This is a genomic window from Trichocoleus sp. DQ-U1, from assembly GCF_039961925.1.
In the GTDB taxonomy this organism is placed as follows: domain Bacteria; phylum Cyanobacteriota; class Cyanobacteriia; order Cyanobacteriales; family FACHB-T130; genus FACHB-T130.
This window is the reverse complement of the sequence record NZ_JAMPKB010000023.1, coordinates 62,501-83,558: the sequence shown is the minus strand read 5'-3', so window position 1 is coordinate 83,558 and position 21,058 is coordinate 62,501. Positions and strand designations below refer to the sequence as shown.

Genomic DNA, 21,058 nt, shown 5'->3' with positions numbered 1-21,058 from the left:
AGAACAATACCGCAATCGTCGTCGGCGATTTGGATTCCGTTTCAACCTCATTGCCGCGATCGTTAATATTGAACTGCTCCGTTCCCAATCTGCCTGATTCACGCAAGAGGTCTATTCATCCATGACAGAGATTACTCTGCTTGGGTGTATGGGAAGACTGCCATACATCCTACACAAGCATCCGTTTCTCAAAACCTATTTTAAACAAAGACACAAGACTTCGCGTTTGTTACTGATTTCTCAATTGTCTTAAATCGCTGAAGGGCTAGCGTTTAGGCTTGCAAATTTACTTGAATTCGCAGAACGCCACTACTACCATCCATCCGATTATCATCTTTCAGTTGCTGCTGTTGGCGTAAAGACGTTGCGCGAACAAGTAAAGTATAATTTCCCGGCTGTTGGGGCATCCACAAATAACGCCAGAGCGTCCACTCATGGGGAGATGGCGGTTGATTCTGCTCGCCATTCTGCCAAGTCTTACCATCGTTGGTACTTACCTCAATGGCTGTAATCGGACTAGATTTGTCCAAGGCAACACCAGCCATCAAAATGCCGCTTTCCCAACCTGTTTCACCCGTGCGCCCTAAATGCACCCGATGCTGCCTGTTCCAAACGCGAGTGTTTTGCACTTGGCGCATCAGCCCATGAGTAGGAATTTCTGCGGTATTAGACCAGCCCTGACGTTCCCAAAAACCTCGCTTCTGGCTGCTGACAGCTTCAATCTCAACTAGCCATTTGGGTTGCTTCTGACCAAAGTGACCAGGAATAATGATGCGTAAAGGGTAGCCATGCGACTGATTGAGAGCTTCGCCATTCATCTGGTGAACCAGTCGCACTTCTTGTCTCATGACTTCTGCAACTGGCAATGTTGTTTCGTAGGAATCAGCTCCGTGCAGCCTAAATTCTATCGCCTCTGATTTAACACCAGCTTGCCCTAGAAAAGGTAGCAAAGGGGTACCCGTCCACTGAGCGTTTCCAATCAGATTGCCGCCAGTGGGATTGCCGATGCATTCCATTGTCAAATAGAAATTTTCCTGCGGCGCTGCCATGATGTCCTGAAAGGTCAGCGTCAGCGGCCGGGCAACAGCACCCGTAACCTTTAACCGCCAGTTGTCAAGGTTAATTCTAGGCGGCAACGCATAAGATTGCACATAAAATTCGCTCAATGGCGTGAGCAGGTGTTCTGGCAGTTTTGAGTCTGGCTTGAGCAGGTCAAGCAAAAACAGCGGCTCTACGGACCCTGTTAACTGGCAGCCTGGGAGCAAGCTAGCCGCAATCAGCCCGCCGGATGTTTGTAGCAGCTGTTTGAGAACTTGACGGCGTTTCACCACTGCCTCTTATAACGAATAAACTTGACCATCAATCAGCAAGCGAGTAATTCCCTTAGCTTGCAGTTGCGAACAAGTTTTCTGAAGCATCCTGCCATCTGGAACTTTAATCACTCGTTGGGTGCGGTTCGAGAACCTACGAGCTACCCGATGGTTATCGAAAACTGGCAGTGTTCTCTGTTGAACTTCTTGGGCAGGAATTTGTCCGAGATCGCTGAACTCTCGCAGGGGTCTAGCGATTAATTCTGCTGCTCGGTCTACAACTAAGTAGCAGGTTTTAGGAAGCACCGCGTTAGACAGCGGTAAAACTTGAACGCTAGCACGGTTTTGTCGCTTAAAGGTTCCTGCTGGAATCGGACTTTCTAGAGTTGGCGTATCATCCCAGTCGTCTTCGTCTTGGAGGTCTTCTAAATCGTCGTCGTCGTCATCCTCGTCGTCCTCGTCCTCGTCGTCTTCTAAATCCGTCAGGTCTTCCCCCAGCATCTCTTCTATGACACTGGCTTCTGCACTGTAATTGTTATCAAGTAGATCGGGGTTGTTACTTGGTGCGGCATCCACAGCCAGCTGAAAAAGTGGCAGAGAAGAATCGATCCCGGGGAAAATTTCGGAAGGAATGTTTTCTTGCTCTTGTGCCCTCTCTTCCTCTGTAGAGACTGAGGAGCGCCTGCGACGCCTCCGTGGGGCGGTAGGGCTTGCCTCTAATGATTCCTCACTATCACTATCTGCAAAAGATTCTTGAGTGTGGGGAAAGGATTCTTCGCTCTTTACCGATGCGGTCAGCGATGTTTCTACTGGCTCGTCGTCAGCTTCAGTGGCAGGTTCGGAAATTGAATGGGAGCGATTGGTTCGCTTTTGCTGGATTAGGGCTTCATATTCTGGCTCTGATAGACGACTTTTTAAAAGACGGCTAATCGTTGAATTACTGACATCATAACGACTAGCCAGGGTTGAGGTTGTCTCTCCTGGCTGTCGATACAGGTTGAGGATGTCGCGCTTATCTAATTCGGAGAGTTTTCTCACACTCATGCTACTTCCTAAGCACGTTTGCGTCCGCTACGACGGGAACGACTGGATGTATCAAATTCCAGGACAGCGCCAATGGCAAACAGGACGCCGCTGAAGACCCAAAATACTTCCAATAGTCCTCCGCTTTGATAATCATCACCAATGAACTTATCGGCGTATTTCAGCCACATATCAGCAACGTAGTATGAAAAAGCTGCCCCAGCAATCATCCGCCAAGACTGAGAAAAACGACCCCCCCAAAAGGCTAGCAATACGGTCGAGGCAACGATCAACAGAAAGATATCGCTAACAACGTAAAAAATGTTCAAAAAGGTCCCTAATGGCTCTAGAAATTTTTCTACTGATAGAACCCAGGCTGGAGCCTGATTTTCTCCAGTAGGAGCAGAGGGTTTTGCTTGTGCTGTTTTCACCACAGTAGCGGTTTTATTGACGGCTGGTGCTTTAGTGGCAGCGATCGCTTTCTTGGGTGAAGTCGCCTTCGCTATCTGTGTTGTTCCCTGTGTTGTTCCTACGGGTAAAGGTGGGGTTGCGGAGGATGCATTATTCGGGGAGGCAACCTGTAACCAGACTGCCAAGGCAATTCCGGCAACTGCGATCGCTGCAACGGTTACCCACTGCCAAACTTCTAGATTCAGTCGCCGTGAGATGACAGCTAAAATCATTCCCCAGGCAAGAAATAAATAGGCAGGGACAAAAAACAAATCCCCAGGTGACACAATGGGTTCTTGGTGTAAAACCAGTTCCCAGTAGCAAAACAACAGGTTCCCGATAAAATAGCACAACATCCCCAGTCCAAATCCCAGCCAGACGTTACGTCCGCTAACAATCTGGGGACTGCGCCAGTTTCTAAAACACAGCACTGCTGCGCCTAGGTAAGCTACCTCTTCAAAAATGTAAGTTCCAATCGAGTACCAAAGCGGACGCTCCTCTCCGGGCGCAGAAATGCTAAACAGCAGAAAATACAGTAGCGCTAGCACACCCCAGATTATTCCCGCAACGATTACTGTCTGTACGCTCAGAAGGGATTGTAAACCGGATACTTTTTCCGATGACTTTTCTAAAGAACTGCTCATAGTTTTTCAAAACAAGGATGCACGCAAGGTTTAATCGCAAATGCAATTCAATTAATAATCTGCTAACAAATCTCCTTTAAGAAGCGCAAGTGTCTCATCTTAATGCAAGCTTTGGCATATTTCCCAAACATTTTTTAGATTAGCGCCACAGCTTACCTAGGGGAGATTGATTTAGCCACTCCAGGAACTGAGACCGCTCTCCTGGTTGCATATCTTGTAATGTATCCTTTACTCCTTGGGCAAAGTGGGTATTGCCGAAATATTCCTTACCCAAGCGATGCAGTTCTTGTAACAAGGTGATCAGATGATGTTCCTCCCAAGGGGGAATTTGGAGGCTACTCAAAGGGTCCATTGTTAGCAAGTTTTTCACAGCTTCCGGCCCATCCGCACTGGGAAAGTGCCACTGACGGAAGACATCGCTAAGGTCTTTTTGAAATAATCCGGCTTGTCTGTTTCCTAATAGGTCTTCAACGTCTATGTAAACCGCCTGGAGCAACAAAAGGCAAGCTTGGGCGAGAGGGACAATTTTGACGTCACTACTAGCCTCCGCAGCCAGCTGATCTAGACGAATTTTGCCCCAGACGCTATACCGATCTGGCTCTTCCAGCAAAACGCAGGCTTTGCCACGGTTATCGGTAAGGTCTCGCCAAAAGGCTCTGGCTTCTTCTGCTTGATTAGCTGCAAATACACTGATCAAGCGAAAGGTTTGCCCCTGATAAGTGAGAATCGGGATCTGTTGCTCCCGCTTGGGGTGCTGAATGCTAGAAATTTCAACATCCTGCCGTTTCAGAATAAACATGACACTGGCAAATGACTCCTGACTTGGCCGGGGGCGTGGTGCGGCTAAAAAGCGATCGCCACGAAACTATATAAGGGCGCGATCCAGCCCTGGTGCTGGGATAAAATCGGACAACGCCGCGAGTGCGTCCGCGTAGCGCCTATCGCCTTGACTAATACACTATCGTATCCAAACGTCTGGGTATGTTGGTTTCTAGTTTACATTGAGCTTAAAGCTGCTTGAGCGATATATTTGGAAAGCTTTGGCTTTCTGGGTTGCTTTGCAGCACTCGGCACAGATACAATCTACGACAGAGCCAAGTTTGGCGATCCATTTTCATGTGGGTGCGTAACTCAGGTGGATAGAGTAGCTGCCTTCTAAGCAGTTTGTCGGGGGTTCGAGTCCCTCCGCACCCGTTTTAACTCAATAAAAATCCTTATTTTCAAAAATTGGGTAATAAAGGTGCATAAGGCAGGGAAAACGCATCTAAAATGCTGGATGTCTCTCCCCGTAGGAATTTTATCAGTTGCTCAGCCTTAAGCCTAAATGCTTGAACCCCTTGTCGAGTAGGTATTTCACAGATAAGATGCGTTTGTCTTGGGGCGCAAGGCAACAACACCAGCGTAGTTATCATCATAAGGTTTATAGCTCGTGACCTGTTCTTAATACCGCCACAACCAAGTTAATTTTTGGCTATAAAGCACGATCGATTAGAATCAGCCAGCTCTTTTAGGGTTAGCGACACTCTACACGAGTTTTTTTAGTATTTTTGTCAAAGCTCGATTAGAGAAGTTGCGAGTCATCTATTGCTTTAGGAGTCCCTTATATTTTTGGAACCTAAGAATTATGTAAATAGGTGATAAATTGTCATTCTTGCTTGTAGGAATCTGAATTCATCAATACTGCCACAGGATTCTGCAATGTATGACGTGTATTTAGCTAGTGACAAATCAAGCCGCTCATGGCTTATATGCGATTTAATCATCCTATCTGTAGCTGCTAAAATTTTTCATCTACAGTACCTCTAGACTCCTTAAAAGCGGCCAAGCAATGATTTTTCAGTTGAATATCTCTAGTTAAAGAGCCATGCGTGTACTCTCATGAAGAAGATACTTCCTGGATATCTAAAAGATTGGGTAGAATCTCCAGAAACATAACTTCTGAAGTCAGATCATCCGGATAAAACTTTGATTAATTTATTTGCTGAAAAAGCCCGTGACGAGGATTGAACTCGTGACCTCACCCTTACCAAGGGTGTGCTCTACCACTGAGCCACACGGGCAGTTTTAGAAGTTGTAAGCGTTAAATTTTGATTCGGTTATCTTAACTCAAGAATAACTCAAAATTTATGACTTAAAACTTTTGTTGCGTGGTGGGCCGAGCTGGATTTGAACCAGCGTAGGCATAGCCAGCGGATTTACAGTCCGCCCCCATTAACCACTCGGGCATCGACCCATTTGTTCCACGATTAATAATCGTAGCACAAGGTTTAGAAAATGCAAAAGTTTTTTGAAAATTGATTTTATAGCTGTGGAAAAAGTGACGGGCAGTGCAAGTAGGAGGATGAGAACGGGAATCTACATCGCTTACTCCTACATTGATCCCTGTCTTCTGAATCAGCCGCCACCAGAGCGCGTGGCATTTCTCGTAGCGATCGCTCGACTGGGAAAGTCACTTTCATCGTAAATTTCGCCAACCAGCTCCTCCAGAATGTCTTCCAGCGTGATCAACCCCACCGTGCCCCCATACTCATCGACGACGATGGCAATATGAAGGCGTTGTTGCAACATATCCTTCAGTAGATTAGCGGCTCGTTTCGTGTCCGGCACGTATACTGGCGGGTCCATCGCCTCTGTCACCAAGCCATTATCAATCCCTTCTTTTTTCAAAAACCTCAGCTGCTGGAGCGCTCGCTTCAGGTGAACAACGCCGACAATTTGATCCTTAGACTCCTCCTGCACGGGAATACGGGAATATCCTGTTTCCAGACACAGATTCACAAACTCCTGCAAGGTCGCTTCATGAGAGATTGTCCTCATGTCAATCCGTGGCTTAACCAGATCGCGGGTGCTGAGACTGTCTAGCATCAAGGCTTTGTTGAGCAGCTGGTGTTTGTGTAAATCTAGATGCCCCTTGCCTCCCAAAATTTCAATCATCAGATGGAGATCTCTTAAAGACTCTCCCTCTTGAACAACACCCCCCTGAAACAGGCGAATTACCCGCTGAGTAATTTGCTCAAATAAATAAATAAGCGGGCCGAGAACGATAGATAGCAAGTAAATCGGGCGAACGGCAAACTTAAAAACTGGCATCACATTGTTGATTGCCAGAGATTTAGGGGTAACTTCTCCAAAAATCAGCACTAGAAAAGTAACAACAGCAGTAGCAATTCCCAATCCTGCATTCCCTAACCAGAGGGCAAATAAGTTACTGGTCAGAATTGCTGAAAAATTATTAACTAGATTGTTACCGACTAGAAGGGTAGTGATAAACCGACCCCGATTTTCTAAGACCAGCGCAAACATCCGGCGCGGGTCTCCTTGCTCTTGAATCAGCGCCCTGAGTTTAAGGTTGTCGAGGGCTGTAATCGCCGTTTCCGAGCCGGAGAAAAAAGCAGAAAGCAAAAGCATCAATCCCAGCACCGCGATATCGAGCCAAACACTTCCTAAAAGGGGACCCAGATCGGAAGTAACTAGAATATAGGACTGAACGGGTAAAACAATCACGGGAAGCTGTAAAAGGCAAAAGTTAAAAAGCAAAAGGAAAAAGAAAGATTTTTCACTTTTGCCTTTTTCCTTTTAACTTTAGAGTAGCTCACCTGTTTCTTGTAGGGAGTGCAAACGTCGGTAAATTCCTTTGCGGTGCAGTAGTTCAGCATGGCTGCCGACTTCTACAATTTGACCTTGATCGAGAACTACAATTTTGTCTGCTTCCCGGATGGTACTAAGTCTGTGAGCAATGATAATGGTGGTGCGGGTGCCAAGGATGCTACGCATTGCTAACTGAATTGAGCGCTCAGATTCGTAGTCGAGGCTAGAAGTTGCTTCATCAAAGATGAGGATATCTGGATCGACCAAGAGTGCCCTAGCAATTCCCAAGCGCTGTCGTTGTCCCCCAGACAGGCGCATTCCCCGCTCTCCAACAACGGTGTAGTACCCTTGCGGCAGATGCTCAATGACTTCGTCTACTCTGGCAATGCGGCAAGCTTCCTGAACCTGTTCAACCGTAGCTTTGGGGTTGCCATAGGTAAGGTTTTCAAGCAACGTCCCGTTGAAAATATCTACTTCCTGGTGAACAATTGCCAGACGCCGCCGATAGCCAGTGACATCCAAAGTGCGAATGTCTTGACCATCCATTAAAATCTGACCTTGATGGGGTTCAAAATACCGGAACAGAAGCTTGACTAAGGTAGACTTACCCGACCCCGAACGCCCCACCAGCGCTACAGTTTGATAAGGTTCGATGAGTAGGTTAATGTTTTCTAAAACTGGGCGATCGCTGTCATAGCCAAAGCTCAAATGGGAAAATTCGACTTTGCCGGTAAATTGATAGGACAATTCAGAACCACGAGAATCCTGAGTTCCTCCTTCTGCCATCTGCGTTCTGGTTTGAGACAGAATGACCCCATCTACGCCTACAGGTAGGTGCATGAACTCGTGGAACCGGAGCATGGAGGCATAGCGACGAGCAAATATCTCAGCGAGGTTACTAATAGGTTCTAGCTCCGAGTAAGCCATGCTGGAGATGGTCAACGTAGTAACGAAGTGTCCTAGTGAAATCTTTCCCTGTAAGGTGGCGTTGAGGGTCAAACCAAGTACTAAAAAGACACAAAACTGGATGATCGTCCTTTGGGAAGTAGCTAGGATGACGTAACCTCTATGAATGCGGTAGTCAACAACTTTAAACTCCCGCTCTAGGCGCTGTCGTTGACGCTCCAGTTCTCTCTGTTCGGTGGCAAAGGCTTTGACGGTTTTAATGTTGGTAATAATTTCCGAAGTACGACTTTCAGTATTTTCCTGATATCGATCCAGTTTCTGTTCGCGATCGCTCAGTTGCTTGAGGTCTTTGAGGGTGAAGCTGAGGATGAAGATGAAGGAAATTAGGAAAATTACGGCAATTCGCCACTCAATTAGCCAGATCATCGCAAAGATACCCAGCACCCGAACGAGTTTGGGAATCAACTGTCCGGCGACTTCAGGATAAGTCCAGGTGTGATTAGCGAGTCCTCTAGCAACTCGTCCGGCGATTCGTCCGGGGTTGTTTTCTTCGTAAAATTCTAGCGGTAGAGTGACGATTTTTTCGAGGACTTTTATGCTGTGGTCTCGACGCGATCGCAAGGCTGTATCCCAGTGAAACCAGATGCCGAGCCAAGGCTGAATGGGCGCTCTAACGACGGTGACTAACAAGATTAATCCCATTAGCACTGAGAGGGAAAGGAATCGATTTGCCGGTAAGTTGCTAACTTCAGCGATGAGAGCGATCGCATTTTGCAATCCCCGATCCAGCGGTTGACCGGACAGTACGTTGAGAATCTGCCCAATTGTGTAAGGAACTACCAGATCGATGATTTCAAAGAGACTAGATGCCGCAATACTTAAAAGCGCGACGATTCGATATTTTCGGTAATAACCGAGGATATCCCGAATGCTTGCCATAATTCTTTCTTGATGAAAAATAGCCAATAAAAAATTCCAGAGTCAGGCTCAAAAAGCGACTCTAGAAAAACTTGTATCTTGCATTCAGCAACTCCATATCGCGGCTACACGTACCAAACGTACCAAACCCATCTCCGTGGGTTTGAAAACATTTCACTTGTCTTTAGTCAAGCAAATGGTTGGTGTAGTCCTATGCAGCCTGAGGCAAAAGATACGCGAAAGACATTTTGGGTTGAATAACAAAGTGACTCCCGAACAAGGAAGTTTTACAGGAGCTTTGAGATAACCTATCGATTGAACTTATGGCTTCATCAGCATCGGTAGTGGCCTCGGTTTAGTAGCGAGTTACATAGCGTAGGCTGAGTGAAGTGCCCACCAAACAAGAAAAGCAATACCACCCAAAACCAACACAGATGAGATAGCGATCGCTTTTGGGCTATCAGCTCCCTCGAACTTCATAATTCCACGGTTCAAGTCTGACATAAGGCTGCGATCCTCCTTGATTCGGAGCTAGACAACAATTTGTAAACATATCTTAACCCATGACTAGGTTAGCGGCTGAGGGAGGATTCGTCTATCACCCGAATGGGTCATAAATGGGTTGGGTTAAGATGGGAGCGACTTTTAAGACTGCAAAACTGAAGTGCTGCAAGATTTAAGCTAGATCGGGTCACGATCTATGTACATAGGGGATTATCCGTGAAAATTGTGCTGATTGTTTTGGCAGTTGTTGTAGGGTTGGTACTGGCGGTAGAGGTGGGATTGCGGCTGCTATTTGGCTTTGGAAATCCCTTGATTTATATTGCCGATGAACAGATTGGATATTTATTAGCGCCAAATCAGCGGACTCGCAGGTTTGGCAATCTGATAGAAATTAATCAGTATTCAATGCGAAGCCCAAAAATCACGGAAACTCGCCCTGAATCTACGCTGCGGGTGCTGCTGTTGGGAGATTCCATTGCGAATGGTGGCTGGTGGACAGATCAGGCTGAGACGCTTTCAGCCATGATGACTCAGCAGTTGCAATCCTCTATTGAGGGTAAAACTTTTAAGCAAATAGAAGTTCTCAACGCTTCAGCGAACTCTTGGTGTCCGCGCAATGAATTAGCGTACTTAAAGCAGTTTGGTACGTTCGATGCTCAGGTAGTCGTGTTGCTGATTAATACTGACGATCTGTTTGGGACTGCGCCGACTTCGATCCCCGTAGGGCACGATCGCAATTACCCCGACCAAAAACCGCCCCTAGCGCTTGTAGAGGCATTCAGCCGCTATTTGTTAAAGGCACCGCCAGTACCAGAGATGAAAGCAGTGAACGCGGAATCAGGCGATCGCGTTGGCCTTAATTTAAAAGCCATTCAAGAAATCCAGACAATCGCAGAGCAAAAAGGTGCCCGCTTCTTGCTCGCAATGACGCCCCTAAAGAGGGAATTGGGCGAACCGGGTTCCCGGGATTATGAACTAAAAGCGCGAGTGCGCCTCATCGACTTAACCCAAAACCAGCACATTGCCTACATAGATTTTCTACCCATTTTCAACTCAAAAGAGCAGCCAGAGAACCTCTACCGAGATCATATTCATCTCAGCCCTCAAGGGAATCAGCTGGTTAATGAAGAAATTGGGCGATCGCTCAGTCAATTAAAAATGCAAAATTAAAAATTAAAAATTGTGGAATTCTTACTTTGGTACTGGTAAAACATAGTGTTAATTAGTAGTAGAACCCTTGGGAAAAAAAGGTTTTCAAGCTAATTATCGCTACTTCTACAACACACCTTCCATTTTTAATTTTTAATTTTTAATTCTTTAGAAGGAAACAGCTACAGCCGGAGAACTCAGACACCGACAATCCCAGTCTGGTTGCTGCCAAACCTGACCATCGAGAGCCATCTGATCGATCAAACTCGCCAGACGCAAAGCTTTAAGCGCCTGTTCGCCGCCTACAGAGGGTTGATTCCCACCGCGCACACAGTTAACAAAATGCTCTAACTCCGCGTGAAGCGTCTCAATATTACTGGTGTAGACTTTCTCAATTAACCCATCCTGTCGGTAAAGCACCTGACCATAATCTGTCATATAATTGGCAGTCGTTTGCCGGTGAATCAGAATTTCATTGTTGAGAAAATCTGCCTCAGTTAGAGAATTTTTACAATGGGCAGCAATGCGACGAATTTTGCGGTGTGTCACCTTACTGGCTGTTAGCGTGGCGACAATTCCGTTGGCAAAGCCTAGGGTAGCAGTCACGTAATCTAAATAGCCAGAATCTGAGGCACGACTACCACTGGCGGTCAATTTGACTACCGGCGCAGCGGATAGTTCTAGCAACAGGTCAATATCATGAATCATCAGATCCAAGACGACAGAGACATCATTAGCCCGTTGCGAGTAAGGACTCATGCGATGAGCCTCTAGGGCAAGCAATTCTTCTGTTTTCAGAACTTTGCTGAGTTCTTGAAAAGCCGGGTTAAACCGCTCAATATGTCCTACTTGGAGAATTGAGTGCGATTCGGCTGCGGCATTGACGAGGGATTCAGCCTCGGCAATACTAGCGGCAATTGGCTTTTCAATCAAGACATGAATCCCTGCTTGCAGGCAAGTCATGCCAACCTCATGATGCAGCCTTGTCGGAACGGCAATGCAGACAGCGTCTACATAGGGGATTAAGTCATGATAGTTTTCAAAAAAGCGAGCGCGATACTTACTCGCAGTATCCAAACCCCGCTCAACATTAATATCTGATACACCAACCAGTTCCACATCTTTAAGCAGACTCAGAACGCGGGTGTGATGCTGTCCCATATTACCGACCCCAATCACGCCAACGCGGATCGGTTGCGGCTGGTTACGCTGCTGATGAGCGTCTGGCTGTCTTGCTGGCATGCTATCTTGCACTCCTGTATGCTCCTCCACCACTAGGATTAAATCAATTGGCAACGTTTAGTCGCCTGAGACGATCCAGATGGTATCATAGTGCCTTCTTTTGTGAAGAATTTCAAAGCTGTGTCTAACTTTCTCAAATTCGTGAGATTTATCTCATCTTCCATTTTGTTGAGGTTTGTAAATTAGTAACTGGTAAATGTGTCACTTTCTCTCCCGTCCATTTGGTAAGGACTGAGGACTGAGGACTGAGGACTGAGGACTGAGGACTGAGGACTGAGGACTGAGGACTGAGGACTGAGGACTGAGGACTGAGGACTGAGGACTGAGGACTGAGGAATTTAGTAGCCAGTGAGCGGTCAATTATCAAGACGTGATGGTGGGAAACATCTGAAAGTTGGCACAAGTAAAAACTGGGGATGAGGGGGCTAGGAAGTGAAAGCGGTTGTTTTGTTGTCTGGGGGGTTAGATTCTTCGACGGTACTATATCAGGCAAAGGTTGATGGCTGTGAGTGTTATGCCATCTCATTCGATTACCAGCAGCGACACCAGCGAGAGTTAGAGTCTGCGACAGCGATCGCTCGCCTCGCTGGTATACGAGAACATCAGGTAGTGGCGTTTGATTTGCGTCGCTGGGGCGGTTCTGCGCTCACAGACAGTGCCATTAACGTACCAGAAGGGCGATCGCTTGATGAAATGGATCAAAGTATCCCCGTGACCTATGTCCCTGCCCGAAATACCATCTTTTTGAGCTTTGCCCTCGCTTATGCAGAAACCATCAATGCCCAGCGGGTTTATATTGGCGTTAATGCTTTAGATTATTCCGGCTATCCCGATTGCCGTCCCGATTATATCCAGGCAATGCAGGAAGTCTTTCGGCTGGGAACGAAACAGGGACGAGAGGGACAGCCAATTAGCATCATGACGCCCCTGATAGACCTGAAAAAAACGGAAATCATTCAGCTTGGAAATCGGCTAGGCGTTCCTTGGGAGCAAACTTGGTCTTGCTATACCGGGAGCGAAGTGGCTTGTGGCGTCTGTGATTCCTGCCAGTTGCGTCTAGCTGCTTTTGCTGAGCTAGGATTACAAGATCCCCTTCCTTATGCAGCGAAGAGTCACTAAAGTTGGGGATATTCCTGCCGTAAACGAGAGGCAAGTGAAAATCCAAACGCGATCATTCAAAATTTCTGCTGAATCCTGATTCCTGATTCGTTATTTCTGATTTCTTGGTGTCATCCGCTGCAACCTTGGCATCTGAGACATTTGAATCTGAGCCATCTGAATCTGACATATTTGAGACATCAGACCCGTTAGCTTCATTGCTAGCAACTGTTGCCTCTCGTCGGTGAATGCGAATTTGGTGCAGGCGAGGACCCTCGGCGGAAACGATAGTCAGCTCAAGGTTGTCAAAGCGCAAGGTTTCACCTTGGGTAGGAATTCTCTGATAGTGGTAAAGCACGAAGCCGCCCAAGGTTTGGTATTTATCAATCAAGGGCAAGTTGAGATCGAGAAATTCGTTGACTTCTTCCAAATTCATCTGTGCTTGTACCAGAAAAGTTTGCTCATCCAAAATTTGCACAGCTAACTCTTCTTTATCCTCAGCTTTTGGCTCGTAGCCGATAATTTCAGCAATCAAATCCTCAATTGTTACTAACCCCGCGGTGCCGCCAAATTCATCTACAACGATCGCCATTGCCAGGTGACTTCGCTGCATCATCGGCAAAAGTTCGCTTAAAGGCTGTCCTTCCGGCACAAATCGAGCGGGTCGAATCCAAGGCTGAATTGGTGTATCTAAAGTTAGTTCGCCTTTGGCTAGAGGTTCAGCTAACTCTTTGAAGTAGATAATGCCGCGAATATCGTCAAGGGATTCTCCTGTGACGGGATAGCGGGAGTGACCCGTGGTAGTAATTTCATCTAGAAAGATTTGAAAAGTGGCTTCACAGGGAATAGAGGCAATGCTGGTGCGGGGAACCATGACTTCTTCCGCCAACACCTCACCAAACTCAAACACGTTGTTGAGCAACTCTCGTTCTTCAGCTTCCAGTCCCGTAGATTCGCGCTCTGTGGTGATAATCATTTGCAATTCTTCGGGGGTAACGCGCGTATACCAGCCTTGTCCAGTGTACTGAATGCCTACCAGCCGCAAGAGTAAGCGTGTCGATTGGTTGAGAATCCAGATGAATGGGTTGAAAAAGCGGGCGATCGCTCTGATCGGCAGTCCCAAAAACCTCGCCATCTGTTCTGAGTAAAGCAGTGCCACTGATTTCGGGGATAGTTCACCCAAAACAATTTGTAGATAGGCAATCAGGAAGAAAGCAACCGGCACCGAAAGGGAATGAGCGATCGCTGCTTTGACCTCCCAAGATAAGGGTAAGTGCGCGATTGAAGCAGACACGAGGATTGCCATTGTACTCTCACCAATCCAGCCGAGAGCCAAACTAGACAGAGTAATCCCCAGTTGAGTAGTAGAAAGCAGCCGATCGATGCTGCCTTGCAAGTTTTGAACCGTTTTTGCTTGAATATCGCCCGCTTCGACTAGTTGATTGATGCGCGATCTCCGCACCGAAACTATCGAAAATTCAGCGATGACAAAAAAACCATTAATCGCAATCAGTAGTAGCACCGATAATAATCGCAGCAAAACGTCTTGCGCGGTGAGCCTAGGAAAAGCATTCACCGTCAAGATCGCCAACACGGGGGTATCCATCCGTAACCAGGGTATTGGGTATTGGGTATTGGGTAATGGGCAACGAATTGTCGGTAATCGGTCGTCGGTAATAAGTAGTGGGTAGAATCCTCTACCCCCTGTACGGTCATCATACAGAGACAGCTCCTATTACCGACCACTTAACACCTAACGCCTACTTCACCACTGGAATTCCAGACATTTTCAGCTGGAGTTTTTGATCTGGATAATCTGTCAGAGTCAATGAAAGCTGCTTAGCGTCTTCCAGTAAAGCCGTGGGAATACTCACCGTCCCCGAAAAGCTTTGCCCATTCGGTGGCAATTCTCCTGGCAGCCCTTCAGTCACAGCACTTAAAGCTCGACCTTGGTCGTCCGTTACATTTAAGAAGCTATACAGAAACCGTACAGCATTCCCTCCTTCATTCTTCAGGCTCACATTCAGCAACAAAGAACCTCCTTGCTGACGCGCTGAGCCTATCTCCAGCTTCACGCCCTTGTCCTGACTGGTAATCGGGAAATTTTGCTGTTTACTGTCCTGCTCAGAGGTTTCCTCAGGAGTGTTAGGCTTGCTGTCGCTTGTGGTTTCCGCTTCCTTCTGTTCAGGCTTAATAACAGGTTTAGCCTTGCCGCTCATTTGTGCTTTGACACTTGCCAGGATATCAACCTCGCGCAAAATTGCAACTCCTTCTTTACCAGGAGTTGCCCGCTTAGTCCCAGCTAATTTATTGGTAGGGCGCACATCCGGCTGCGTTACTCCTTTAAGGGCTTCATGACCTACAGTAAACCCCCACATCGCACTTACAAAGCCAGCGCCTAACATCATAGCAAGCAAAATTAACGTAAGTGCGACAGTTGAATTTAGTTTCATTGGTTGCTCAAGCTACAAAAATTGCCGCGACACCGATCAACTGCTATACATAGCTTACGACTGACAGCAGTGGAACCTATGATAGCGAATTGGTTAATGTCACGCTGCTAATTTATCTCTATTTTAGAAAACAGCGCTTATAATTTATTATCAGGAATCATACTACGCATCCGCTTTCGAGTGGACTTAGCGTGCATAATTGTATAAAATAACAATCCAGCCAGCAATCTTGGCAACGAAATCAATCACGCGCCCTTGGCCGATTGGGGAGGCAGCGAACTCATAATTCGCCTTCAGACTGGTTCGATTCCGGTAGGGCGCATTCCTATAAATTCGGTATTCTTTGAGTAAATTTCCTAGAATTGCTCTATGGGGAAGTGCAATCCGCTCAGGATAAATGCAGTTTACTAGCGGCTCGCGCTCATCAAGAACCTAATTAATTTAAGTATCTCGGTAATTTAATTTGCTCAGAAATTTCAGCAAAACCTCTGAGAAACCAAAGGTTATCAAATGCTGGAAAGCAACTGAACAAAGTAAGTTGTAACCTCTATTTCAGTTCAAAAAATAGAGTCTATAAAAAACAAGCCCTAGTACCTTGTTTAAATCTCGCTCTGCGAACTTTAAAAAAAGTAGAAGGAAGAAAGACAAGCAAAAATTGTTTGTCTTTTCTTCTTTTTCAGATTTAGGGCTGTGGGGGATTCTCAAACACGAACTCGCTGCCTGTTACGGGTCTACCAGTACCAGTAACGTTTACATTGATAGCTGGGCTTTGCAGAATTGACGAGTTGAAAGGATTCGGGAGATCGGGGGTGCGAATAATAAAGTCACTGGAAGTTTGCTGCCAGAGTAGCTCCCGGTAAAGGTTATCTACTGTCTTAGTGTCTCGCTCGATTTCGTTTTCTGGAAAGCTAGGGCCAATGATGAAATTCAGATCTCGTCGGTAAGATTGGTTGCCGAAAAAGTCTCCAGAGGTTTCACTGATAGCTCGATTAAACAAGTCTGGAATCGAGTTAAAAGTTCCTGACTGGGAGTTAGAGAGTGTAGGCTGAGCGATCGCGCTAGAGGCAATGACAGTCGTAGCGGCACTGAGAACCAATACACTCATGAAATTAGTCAAGCGCATTCCCATCTCGTCCCTCAACTTTGGCTGAATACTATTCTTCAGTTTAAGTTTAGGATGATTGTTGGTCAAATTGTAATCGCTCTACTCTTTTTCTCTCCTAGTGATGACCCACGAAATCCAATCCCAGACTGATTTAACTGGCTCTTATGCTACTGCCGATCTCACAACGCTACGCCAGCAACTGCTAGATTTATTTTGCCATGTGGCTTATAAGGAGGGAGATTTTGTGCTGTCTTCGGGACAGCGCAGTTCTTACTACATTAATGGCAAGCCAGTCACACTGCATCCCCAAGGAGCTTTGGCAACGGGTCGGATTCTATTATCGTTGTTGCCGATGGATACCCAGGCAGTGGCTGGATTGACACTGGGAGCCGATCCGATTGTAACGGCGGTGAGTGTAGTTTCTGCTTATGAAAATCGACCGTTACCGGCGCTAATTATTCGCAAAGAAGCAAAGGGACACGGCACACAAGCTTATATAGAAGGCCCGATTCTCCCTACAGGTGCGAAAGTGGTCGTTTTGGAAGATGTTGTCACGACAGGGCAATCTGCCATGAAAGCCGTTGAGCGGCTGCGAGATGCCGGATACAGCGTTGATGAAGTGATTTCGCTGGTAGACAGGCAGCAGGGGGGAGCGGAGTTTTATCAGTCAGTTGGGCTAAAATTTCAGGCAGTATTCTCGATTCCAGAAATTCAAGAGCGATCGCGTCAACTCAGATAAGGTTTTTCAACGCAGGTTTTTAAACGCAAAGGAGCGCCAAGGAGAAAGCTCCTTTGCGTTTAAAATAACTAGCTTTGGGTTACTGGTTCTTTCGCCAAAAACTTCTCTAGTTCTGTCAAAGCATCAGCATCTACCTTGGTCTGCATTGGACAGAATTTGGGACCGCACATTGAGCAGAATTCAGCAGTTTTGTAAATATCTGCTGGCAGAGTTTCGTCATGATATTCTTTGGCGCGTTCGGGGTCGAGGGACAATTCAAACTGGCGGTTCCAGTCGAAGTTGTAACGGGCTTTAGAAAGTTCGTCATCGCGATCGCGTGCCCCCGGACGATGCCGTGCAATATCAGCAGCATGAGCCGCAATCTTGTAGGCGATTAATCCATTCCGCACGTCTTCAGCATCCGGCAGTCCCAAGTGTTCCTTGGGTGTTACATAGCAAAGCATCGCCGTACCGTACCAACCAGCCATTGCCGCACCAATCGCGGAGGTGATGTGGTCATAACCGGGGGCAATGTCCGTTACCAATGGCCCCAGCACGTAGAAGGGTGCTTCCGAACACTCTTCCATCTGCTTTTTGACATTGAACTCGATTTGATCCATTGGGACGTGTCCTGGCCCTTCCACCATCACCTGCACGTCATGTTCCCAGGCTTTGCGAGTCAATTGTCCTAAAGTTTTGAGTTCGGCTAATTGAGCGGCATCTGAGGCGTCGTGCTGACAGCCGGGACGCAGAGAATCTCCCAGACTGAAAGAGACATCGTATTTTTTGAAAATTTCGATGATGTCTTGGAAGTGGGTATAAAGCGGATTTTGCTTGTGATGATGCAACATCCACCGTGCGAGAATGCCGCCGCCGCGAGAAACAATCCCGGTGATGCGATCGCGCACTAAAGGCAAATGCTCAATTAATATCCCGGCGTGGATAGTTTGATAATCTACCCCCTGCTGCGCGTGCTTCTCAATGATGTGGAGAAAGTCATCGGCGGTGAGGTTTTCAATCGTGCCGTGGACGCTTTCTAAGGCTTGGTAAACTGGCACCGTGCCAATGGGAACCGGCGAGGCGTTGATAATTGCCGTGCGAATCTGATCCAGGTTGCCGCCGCCGGTGGACAAGTCCATGACGGTATCAGCGCCATACTTGACTGCCAGCTTCAGCTTATCGACTTCTTCATCCAGATTGGAAGAGTTGGGAGAAGCGCCGATATTGGCGTTTACCTTACACTTCGAGGCGATACCAATCGCCATCGGTTCTAGGTTGGTGTGGTTGATGTTGGCGGGGATAATCATTCGTCCCCGCGCCACTTCATCCCGAATCAGCTCAACTGGGAGATTTTCCCGCTGTGCTACATACTGCATTTCTTCAGTAATCACACCTTGACGGGCGTAATGCATTTGAGAGACATTGCTCTGTCCACGCCGCTTAGCGATCCATTCAGTCCGCATATTGAATTCCTCAATTAACAGCTTCCCTCCGCCGGTATTAGCCGGACTCAGGTTCTAAGGGTGTAATCTCAGCCTGTAAATCCAGGCACCCCTAGCTTGATTGACAATATTACCACCAAGCTCCGGTTAGGGCTGGAAGGTTCCAAAAACTTGATATTTTGCATCACCCTGTGAGGTGGCTACAGAGCGATCGCGTTTTGGTGAGGTTTGGAGCGTGAGAGCGATCGCCTTGCGTATAGTAATGCATCATCGATTAGCATAAGTAGAGATATTTTGCCTATAAAAATGTCTAACATTCTTTCCTCAGTTGCATATACCCAAGAAGGGCATTTGATCAAAGCTGCCAACGCACACAAAGGTCAGTCTTACATTTGTCCGAACTGTAATCTGGAGTTAATTCTCCGCAGGGGCAAGATAAAACGTCCCCACTTTGCCCATAAAACTCTAAGCGCCAACTGTACCCCTGAGACAGCTCTGCATTACATCTTCAAGACTTTGTTGTATGAAAAAATTCAACATCATCTAGAAAATAAGTTGCCATTAGATATTAAATGGAACTGCGAGTATTGTCCTAATCCGCATACTGACAATTTACTCAAAAAAGCAGTTCACGTTGAGCTTGAGCATAATTTGGGAGTATGTAAACCAGATATTGCCTTGCTTGATAAAGACAATAAAGTAATTGCAGTTATCGAAGTAGTTGTAAGTCATTTTATTGAACAATCTACTTTGAATTATTACGAACAAAATAAAATTGTATTAATCCAATACATCTTGACGATGGATGAAGACATTGGTCGGCTAAACAATCCTCTCATAGAGCCAGACAAGGTTGCTTTATGTCTAAATCCTAAGTGTAATGAGTGTGGTAGGTATAAAAGTAAAAAGCATTTGCTAATCATAAATGCTTTCTGTTGGAAGTGTTCAGCGCCAATGAAAGTTGCAGCTATAGATGGAGACGATGGGTATATATCCAATAGCGGCTTTTCTGAATCTGATAGAAAACTAGCTAATGAAAAAGGCGCGTTGGTTATCTCGCAATACAGTCAGACAGTAGGGAGAATATATTTTGCTAACACTTGTAAAAAATGCAGAGCTTTTATAGGTGATTATTATCTTTCTGATTACATAGTAGCATCACACGATGAAGGGGATTTTTACAAAAAGGAAATTTTTGATATTGGTTACTATTGTGTCTGTTCTCTGTGATTAAAAATCACCAATATAGCCAGCCAAAAAACATCTTGTCGATCGCACTATAGAGATTTATAGGCAAATCCTACGATCGCGCTTACCTATCCATAAGTTAGGAATCTCACAAAGCGCAATCGCGTCCCCTTCTTGACCAACTACACCTCATCAGGGTTAACCCCCAACTGGCGTAGCGTTCGGCTAATCTTTCAGCACGTTGTTGTTCTTCGTTTAACAGGGATGATAATAAAAGCGATCGCTCATTGCCAAGCAGCATTTATAAAGGCAGATTATAAGGAAAACTAACTTTTAAAAACTAACAACTAAAAAGAGCGGGTCAAGTATTTGACCCGCTCTTTTTGGTGAAGTAAATTGTAATTGAGAACATTTCTTAAGTCTTCGCGGATGGGTCGGGAAAGTACCGACGCCCAATTGCTCTGACATGACTTTCTTGCTCCTCGCCGAATCATCAAGCCTTATGCAGTTTCCAACCAGTCATAGATTTGATCTAACTGTTCCAGCGTTACTAAACCGTATTGCCATAAGATCATTGGCAATGGGCCGGGATCTTGCTCCCGACGCCGCAAAGCGATCGCAATCGATGCCTTAGATATTGCTAAATCTTCTTGAAGAAAACGGAGAAATCGAGAAAAATTCGTAGGTGCCATGATGGCTTTTACCCCCTTTGTTGAATCTATTTTGTAATTTAAACCTTGGTTTGTTGAGTAACGGTAGTCAGTATTTTATCTGTCCACCTTTACTCGACTCCTTTTATACTATTTTGCCGCTACTCACTGTAACGCTAGTGTTTCAGATCACCAGCCTGGTGTGACAATTACGGCAGCCGGTATGGGTATTAACAGAAGAATGCTCATACTAGATTCAGGACTTTAGGCATCCCTTCCGGGCTGACCTAGAGAATAAGACTAAAAACTTAGGCTCACTCCCCTTTTTTCTGAAATCTTAGCCGACTGTTGCTAGTGAACTTTGCTTAATATTTTCTTTAGCAATTCACTGAAATCCCTCTGTATTAGGAGAGATTTGCTTGCCTAGAGCGTCTATGCCTCTCACCTCACACCAAATTCCAGGCAAAGCACTCTCATTCTTGGAAGAACCATGTCTCTGGAAGCGAGAATCTAGGTTTAAGCGTAACAATAATTGAAATTTGCAGTCTTAAACTCTCTCTTGGGAAAGAGTAGCTTATTTTTGCGACAAATAGGTTAAAAGAACGAGTAAATTTTTAAATCGTTTCGATAAGGACTATAAAAGACAGCCAGAAAGTCGGTCTGTCTTAGT

18 protein-coding genes, 4 tRNA genes, 1 pseudogene and 1 riboswitch are annotated in these 21,058 nt (G+C 46.2%); of the genes and pseudogenes, 7 read left to right on the top strand and 16 right to left on the bottom strand.

Going from position 1 to position 21,058, the window contains the following annotated elements; all coding sequences use genetic code 11:
- Positions 1 to 97 (top strand): annotated as a pseudogene (locus NDI34_RS12150) (IS5/IS1182 family transposase); the annotation flags it as partial.
- A gap of 175 nt (positions 98 to 272) precedes the next feature.
- On the opposite strand, the gene NDI34_RS12145 reads toward NDI34_RS12150, so the two are convergent.
- From NDI34_RS12145 to NDI34_RS12130, 4 genes are all read right to left on the bottom strand, one after another.
- Positions 273 to 1,328: a molybdopterin-dependent oxidoreductase gene (locus NDI34_RS12145; protein ID WP_348232778.1), complete on the bottom strand. Its 1,056-nt coding sequence runs from the start codon at positions 1,326 to 1,328 to the stop codon at positions 273 to 275.
- A gap of 9 nt (positions 1,329 to 1,337) precedes the next feature.
- Positions 1,338 to 2,354, bottom strand: coding sequence for a transposase (locus NDI34_RS12140; protein WP_348232777.1), 1,017 nt, complete (start codon positions 2,352 to 2,354; stop codon positions 1,338 to 1,340).
- Between the two features lie 8 nt (positions 2,355 to 2,362).
- Positions 2,363 to 3,427 (bottom strand): hypothetical protein, encoded by a 1,065-nt coding sequence (locus NDI34_RS12135; RefSeq protein WP_348232776.1) that lies wholly within the window; start codon positions 3,425 to 3,427, stop codon positions 2,363 to 2,365.
- A gap of 139 nt (positions 3,428 to 3,566) precedes the next feature.
- Complete coding sequence (locus tag NDI34_RS12130) at positions 3,567 to 4,226, bottom strand: Npun_F0813 family protein (protein ID WP_190411919.1); 660 nt, start codon at positions 4,224 to 4,226, stop codon at positions 3,567 to 3,569.
- A gap of 321 nt (positions 4,227 to 4,547) precedes the next feature.
- Between NDI34_RS12130 and NDI34_RS12125 the strand changes: the two genes are divergently transcribed.
- Positions 4,548 to 4,621: transfer RNA gene (locus NDI34_RS12125), tRNA-Arg, on the top strand.
- A 794-nt stretch (positions 4,622 to 5,415) separates the two neighbouring features.
- Here the strand turns inward: NDI34_RS12125 and NDI34_RS12120 are convergent.
- The 5 genes from NDI34_RS12120 to NDI34_RS12100 all read right to left on the bottom strand — a co-directional run bounded on the left by NDI34_RS12120 (position 5,416) and on the right by NDI34_RS12100 (position 9,343).
- Positions 5,416 to 5,487, bottom strand: a tRNA-Thr gene (locus NDI34_RS12120).
- An 88-nt stretch (positions 5,488 to 5,575) separates the two neighbouring features.
- A tRNA-Tyr gene (locus tag NDI34_RS12115) sits at positions 5,576 to 5,660 on the bottom strand.
- Between the two features lie 161 nt (positions 5,661 to 5,821).
- Entirely contained in the window at positions 5,822 to 6,931 is a 1,110-nt protein-coding gene (locus NDI34_RS12110) for a hemolysin family protein (protein WP_348232775.1), read from the bottom strand.
- 78 nt (positions 6,932 to 7,009) lie between these two features.
- Positions 7,010 to 8,860 (bottom strand): ABC transporter ATP-binding protein, encoded by a 1,851-nt coding sequence (locus NDI34_RS12105; protein WP_348232774.1) that lies wholly within the window; start codon positions 8,858 to 8,860, stop codon positions 7,010 to 7,012.
- Positions 8,861 to 9,205: 345 nt separating this feature from the next.
- On the bottom strand, positions 9,206 to 9,343 hold the full coding sequence (locus tag NDI34_RS12100; protein ID WP_190411922.1) for a hypothetical protein: 138 nt from the start codon (positions 9,341 to 9,343) through the stop codon (positions 9,206 to 9,208).
- Between the two features lie 216 nt (positions 9,344 to 9,559).
- Between NDI34_RS12100 and NDI34_RS12095 the strand changes: the two genes are divergently transcribed.
- Positions 9,560 to 10,513 (top strand): SGNH/GDSL hydrolase family protein, encoded by a 954-nt coding sequence (locus NDI34_RS12095; RefSeq protein WP_348232773.1) that lies wholly within the window; start codon positions 9,560 to 9,562, stop codon positions 10,511 to 10,513.
- Positions 10,514 to 10,660: 147 nt separating this feature from the next.
- Here NDI34_RS12095 and NDI34_RS12090 read toward each other — a convergent pair whose 3' ends face one another.
- A complete protein-coding gene (locus tag NDI34_RS12090) occupies positions 10,661 to 11,734 on the bottom strand; it encodes a Gfo/Idh/MocA family oxidoreductase (RefSeq protein WP_348232772.1) in 1,074 nt (357 codons plus the stop codon).
- A gap of 201 nt (positions 11,735 to 11,935) precedes the next feature.
- Positions 11,936 to 12,094, bottom strand: a complete 159-nt coding sequence (locus NDI34_RS12085; RefSeq protein ID WP_348232771.1) for a hypothetical protein — start codon at positions 12,092 to 12,094, stop codon at positions 11,936 to 11,938.
- 72 nt (positions 12,095 to 12,166) lie between these two features.
- Here NDI34_RS12085 and queC point away from each other — a divergent pair, with 72 nt between their 5' ends.
- The gene (queC, locus tag NDI34_RS12080; RefSeq protein WP_190430178.1) at positions 12,167 to 12,853 is read left to right on the top strand and encodes a 7-cyano-7-deazaguanine synthase QueC; all 687 of its coding nucleotides are present in this window, start codon (positions 12,167 to 12,169) and stop codon (positions 12,851 to 12,853) included.
- Between the two features lie 52 nt (positions 12,854 to 12,905).
- Here queC and NDI34_RS12075 read toward each other — a convergent pair whose 3' ends face one another.
- Complete coding sequence (locus NDI34_RS12075; protein ID WP_190433185.1) at positions 12,906 to 14,438, bottom strand: hemolysin family protein; 1,533 nt, start codon at positions 14,436 to 14,438, stop codon at positions 12,906 to 12,908.
- A gap of 154 nt (positions 14,439 to 14,592) precedes the next feature.
- Positions 14,593 to 15,285 carry a hypothetical protein gene (locus NDI34_RS12070; RefSeq protein WP_190411926.1) on the bottom strand — a complete coding sequence of 231 codons (693 nt, stop codon included), beginning with the start codon at positions 15,283 to 15,285 and terminating at the stop codon, positions 14,593 to 14,595.
- A gap of 249 nt (positions 15,286 to 15,534) precedes the next feature.
- On the opposite strand from NDI34_RS12070, the gene NDI34_RS12065 reads away from it, so the two are divergent.
- A tRNA-Met gene (locus NDI34_RS12065) sits at positions 15,535 to 15,607 on the top strand.
- Between the two features lie 360 nt (positions 15,608 to 15,967).
- Here the strand turns inward: NDI34_RS12065 and NDI34_RS12060 are convergent.
- Positions 15,968 to 16,390, bottom strand: a complete 423-nt coding sequence (locus NDI34_RS12060) for a hypothetical protein (protein WP_190667913.1) — start codon at positions 16,388 to 16,390, stop codon at positions 15,968 to 15,970.
- Between the two features lie 121 nt (positions 16,391 to 16,511).
- Here NDI34_RS12060 and pyrE point away from each other — a divergent pair, with 121 nt between their 5' ends.
- Complete coding sequence (pyrE, locus tag NDI34_RS12055; protein ID WP_190529434.1) at positions 16,512 to 17,129, top strand: orotate phosphoribosyltransferase; 618 nt, start codon at positions 16,512 to 16,514, stop codon at positions 17,127 to 17,129.
- A 68-nt stretch (positions 17,130 to 17,197) separates the two neighbouring features.
- Here pyrE and thiC read toward each other — a convergent pair whose 3' ends face one another.
- Positions 17,198 to 18,571, bottom strand: coding sequence for a phosphomethylpyrimidine synthase (gene thiC, locus NDI34_RS12050; protein WP_190682926.1), 1,374 nt, complete (start codon positions 18,569 to 18,571; stop codon positions 17,198 to 17,200).
- A gap of 6 nt (positions 18,572 to 18,577) precedes the next feature.
- A riboswitch (TPP riboswitch) is annotated at positions 18,578 to 18,674 on the bottom strand.
- 104 nt (positions 18,675 to 18,778) lie between these two features.
- On the opposite strand from thiC, the gene NDI34_RS12045 reads away from it, so the two are divergent.
- Positions 18,779 to 19,780, top strand: coding sequence for a competence protein CoiA family protein (locus tag NDI34_RS12045; protein WP_348232770.1), 1,002 nt, complete (start codon positions 18,779 to 18,781; stop codon positions 19,778 to 19,780).
- A 458-nt stretch (positions 19,781 to 20,238) separates the two neighbouring features.
- Here the strand turns inward: NDI34_RS12045 and NDI34_RS12040 are convergent, their stop codons facing one another.
- Positions 20,239 to 20,430 carry a DUF2949 domain-containing protein gene (locus NDI34_RS12040; RefSeq protein WP_190411931.1) on the bottom strand — a complete coding sequence of 64 codons (192 nt, stop codon included), beginning with the start codon at positions 20,428 to 20,430 and terminating at the stop codon, positions 20,239 to 20,241.
- Positions 20,431 to 21,058 lie beyond the last annotated feature (628 nt).

Excerpts from the sequence above, each read along its gene's own strand:
- pyrE (WP_190529434.1), top strand. The coding sequence starts at position 16,512 with ATGACCCACGAAATCCAATCCCAGACTGATTTAACTGGCTCTTATGCT.
- NDI34_RS12100 (WP_190411922.1), bottom strand. The coding sequence starts at position 9,343 with ATGTCAGACTTGAACCGTGGAATTATGAAGTTCGAGGGAGCTGATAGC.
- NDI34_RS12090 (WP_348232772.1), bottom strand. The coding sequence starts at position 11,734 with ATGCCAGCAAGACAGCCAGACGCTCATCAGCAGCGTAACCAGCCGCAA.
- NDI34_RS12070 (WP_190411926.1), bottom strand. The coding sequence starts at position 15,285 with ATGAAACTAAATTCAACTGTCGCACTTACGTTAATTTTGCTTGCTATG.
- NDI34_RS12140 (WP_348232777.1), bottom strand. The coding sequence starts at position 2,354 with ATGAGTGTGAGAAAACTCTCCGAATTAGATAAGCGCGACATCCTCAAC.
- NDI34_RS12075 (WP_190433185.1), bottom strand. The coding sequence starts at position 14,438 with ATGGATACCCCCGTGTTGGCGATCTTGACGGTGAATGCTTTTCCTAGG.
- NDI34_RS12040 (WP_190411931.1), bottom strand. The coding sequence starts at position 20,430 with ATGGCACCTACGAATTTTTCTCGATTTCTCCGTTTTCTTCAAGAAGAT.
- thiC (WP_190682926.1), bottom strand. The coding sequence starts at position 18,571 with ATGCGGACTGAATGGATCGCTAAGCGGCGTGGACAGAGCAATGTCTCT.
- NDI34_RS12135 (WP_348232776.1), bottom strand. The coding sequence starts at position 3,427 with ATGAGCAGTTCTTTAGAAAAGTCATCGGAAAAAGTATCCGGTTTACAA.
- NDI34_RS12130 (WP_190411919.1), bottom strand. The coding sequence starts at position 4,226 with ATGTTTATTCTGAAACGGCAGGATGTTGAAATTTCTAGCATTCAGCAC.
- NDI34_RS12060 (WP_190667913.1), bottom strand. The coding sequence starts at position 16,390 with ATGAGTGTATTGGTTCTCAGTGCCGCTACGACTGTCATTGCCTCTAGC.
- NDI34_RS12105 (WP_348232774.1), bottom strand. The coding sequence starts at position 8,860 with ATGGCAAGCATTCGGGATATCCTCGGTTATTACCGAAAATATCGAATC.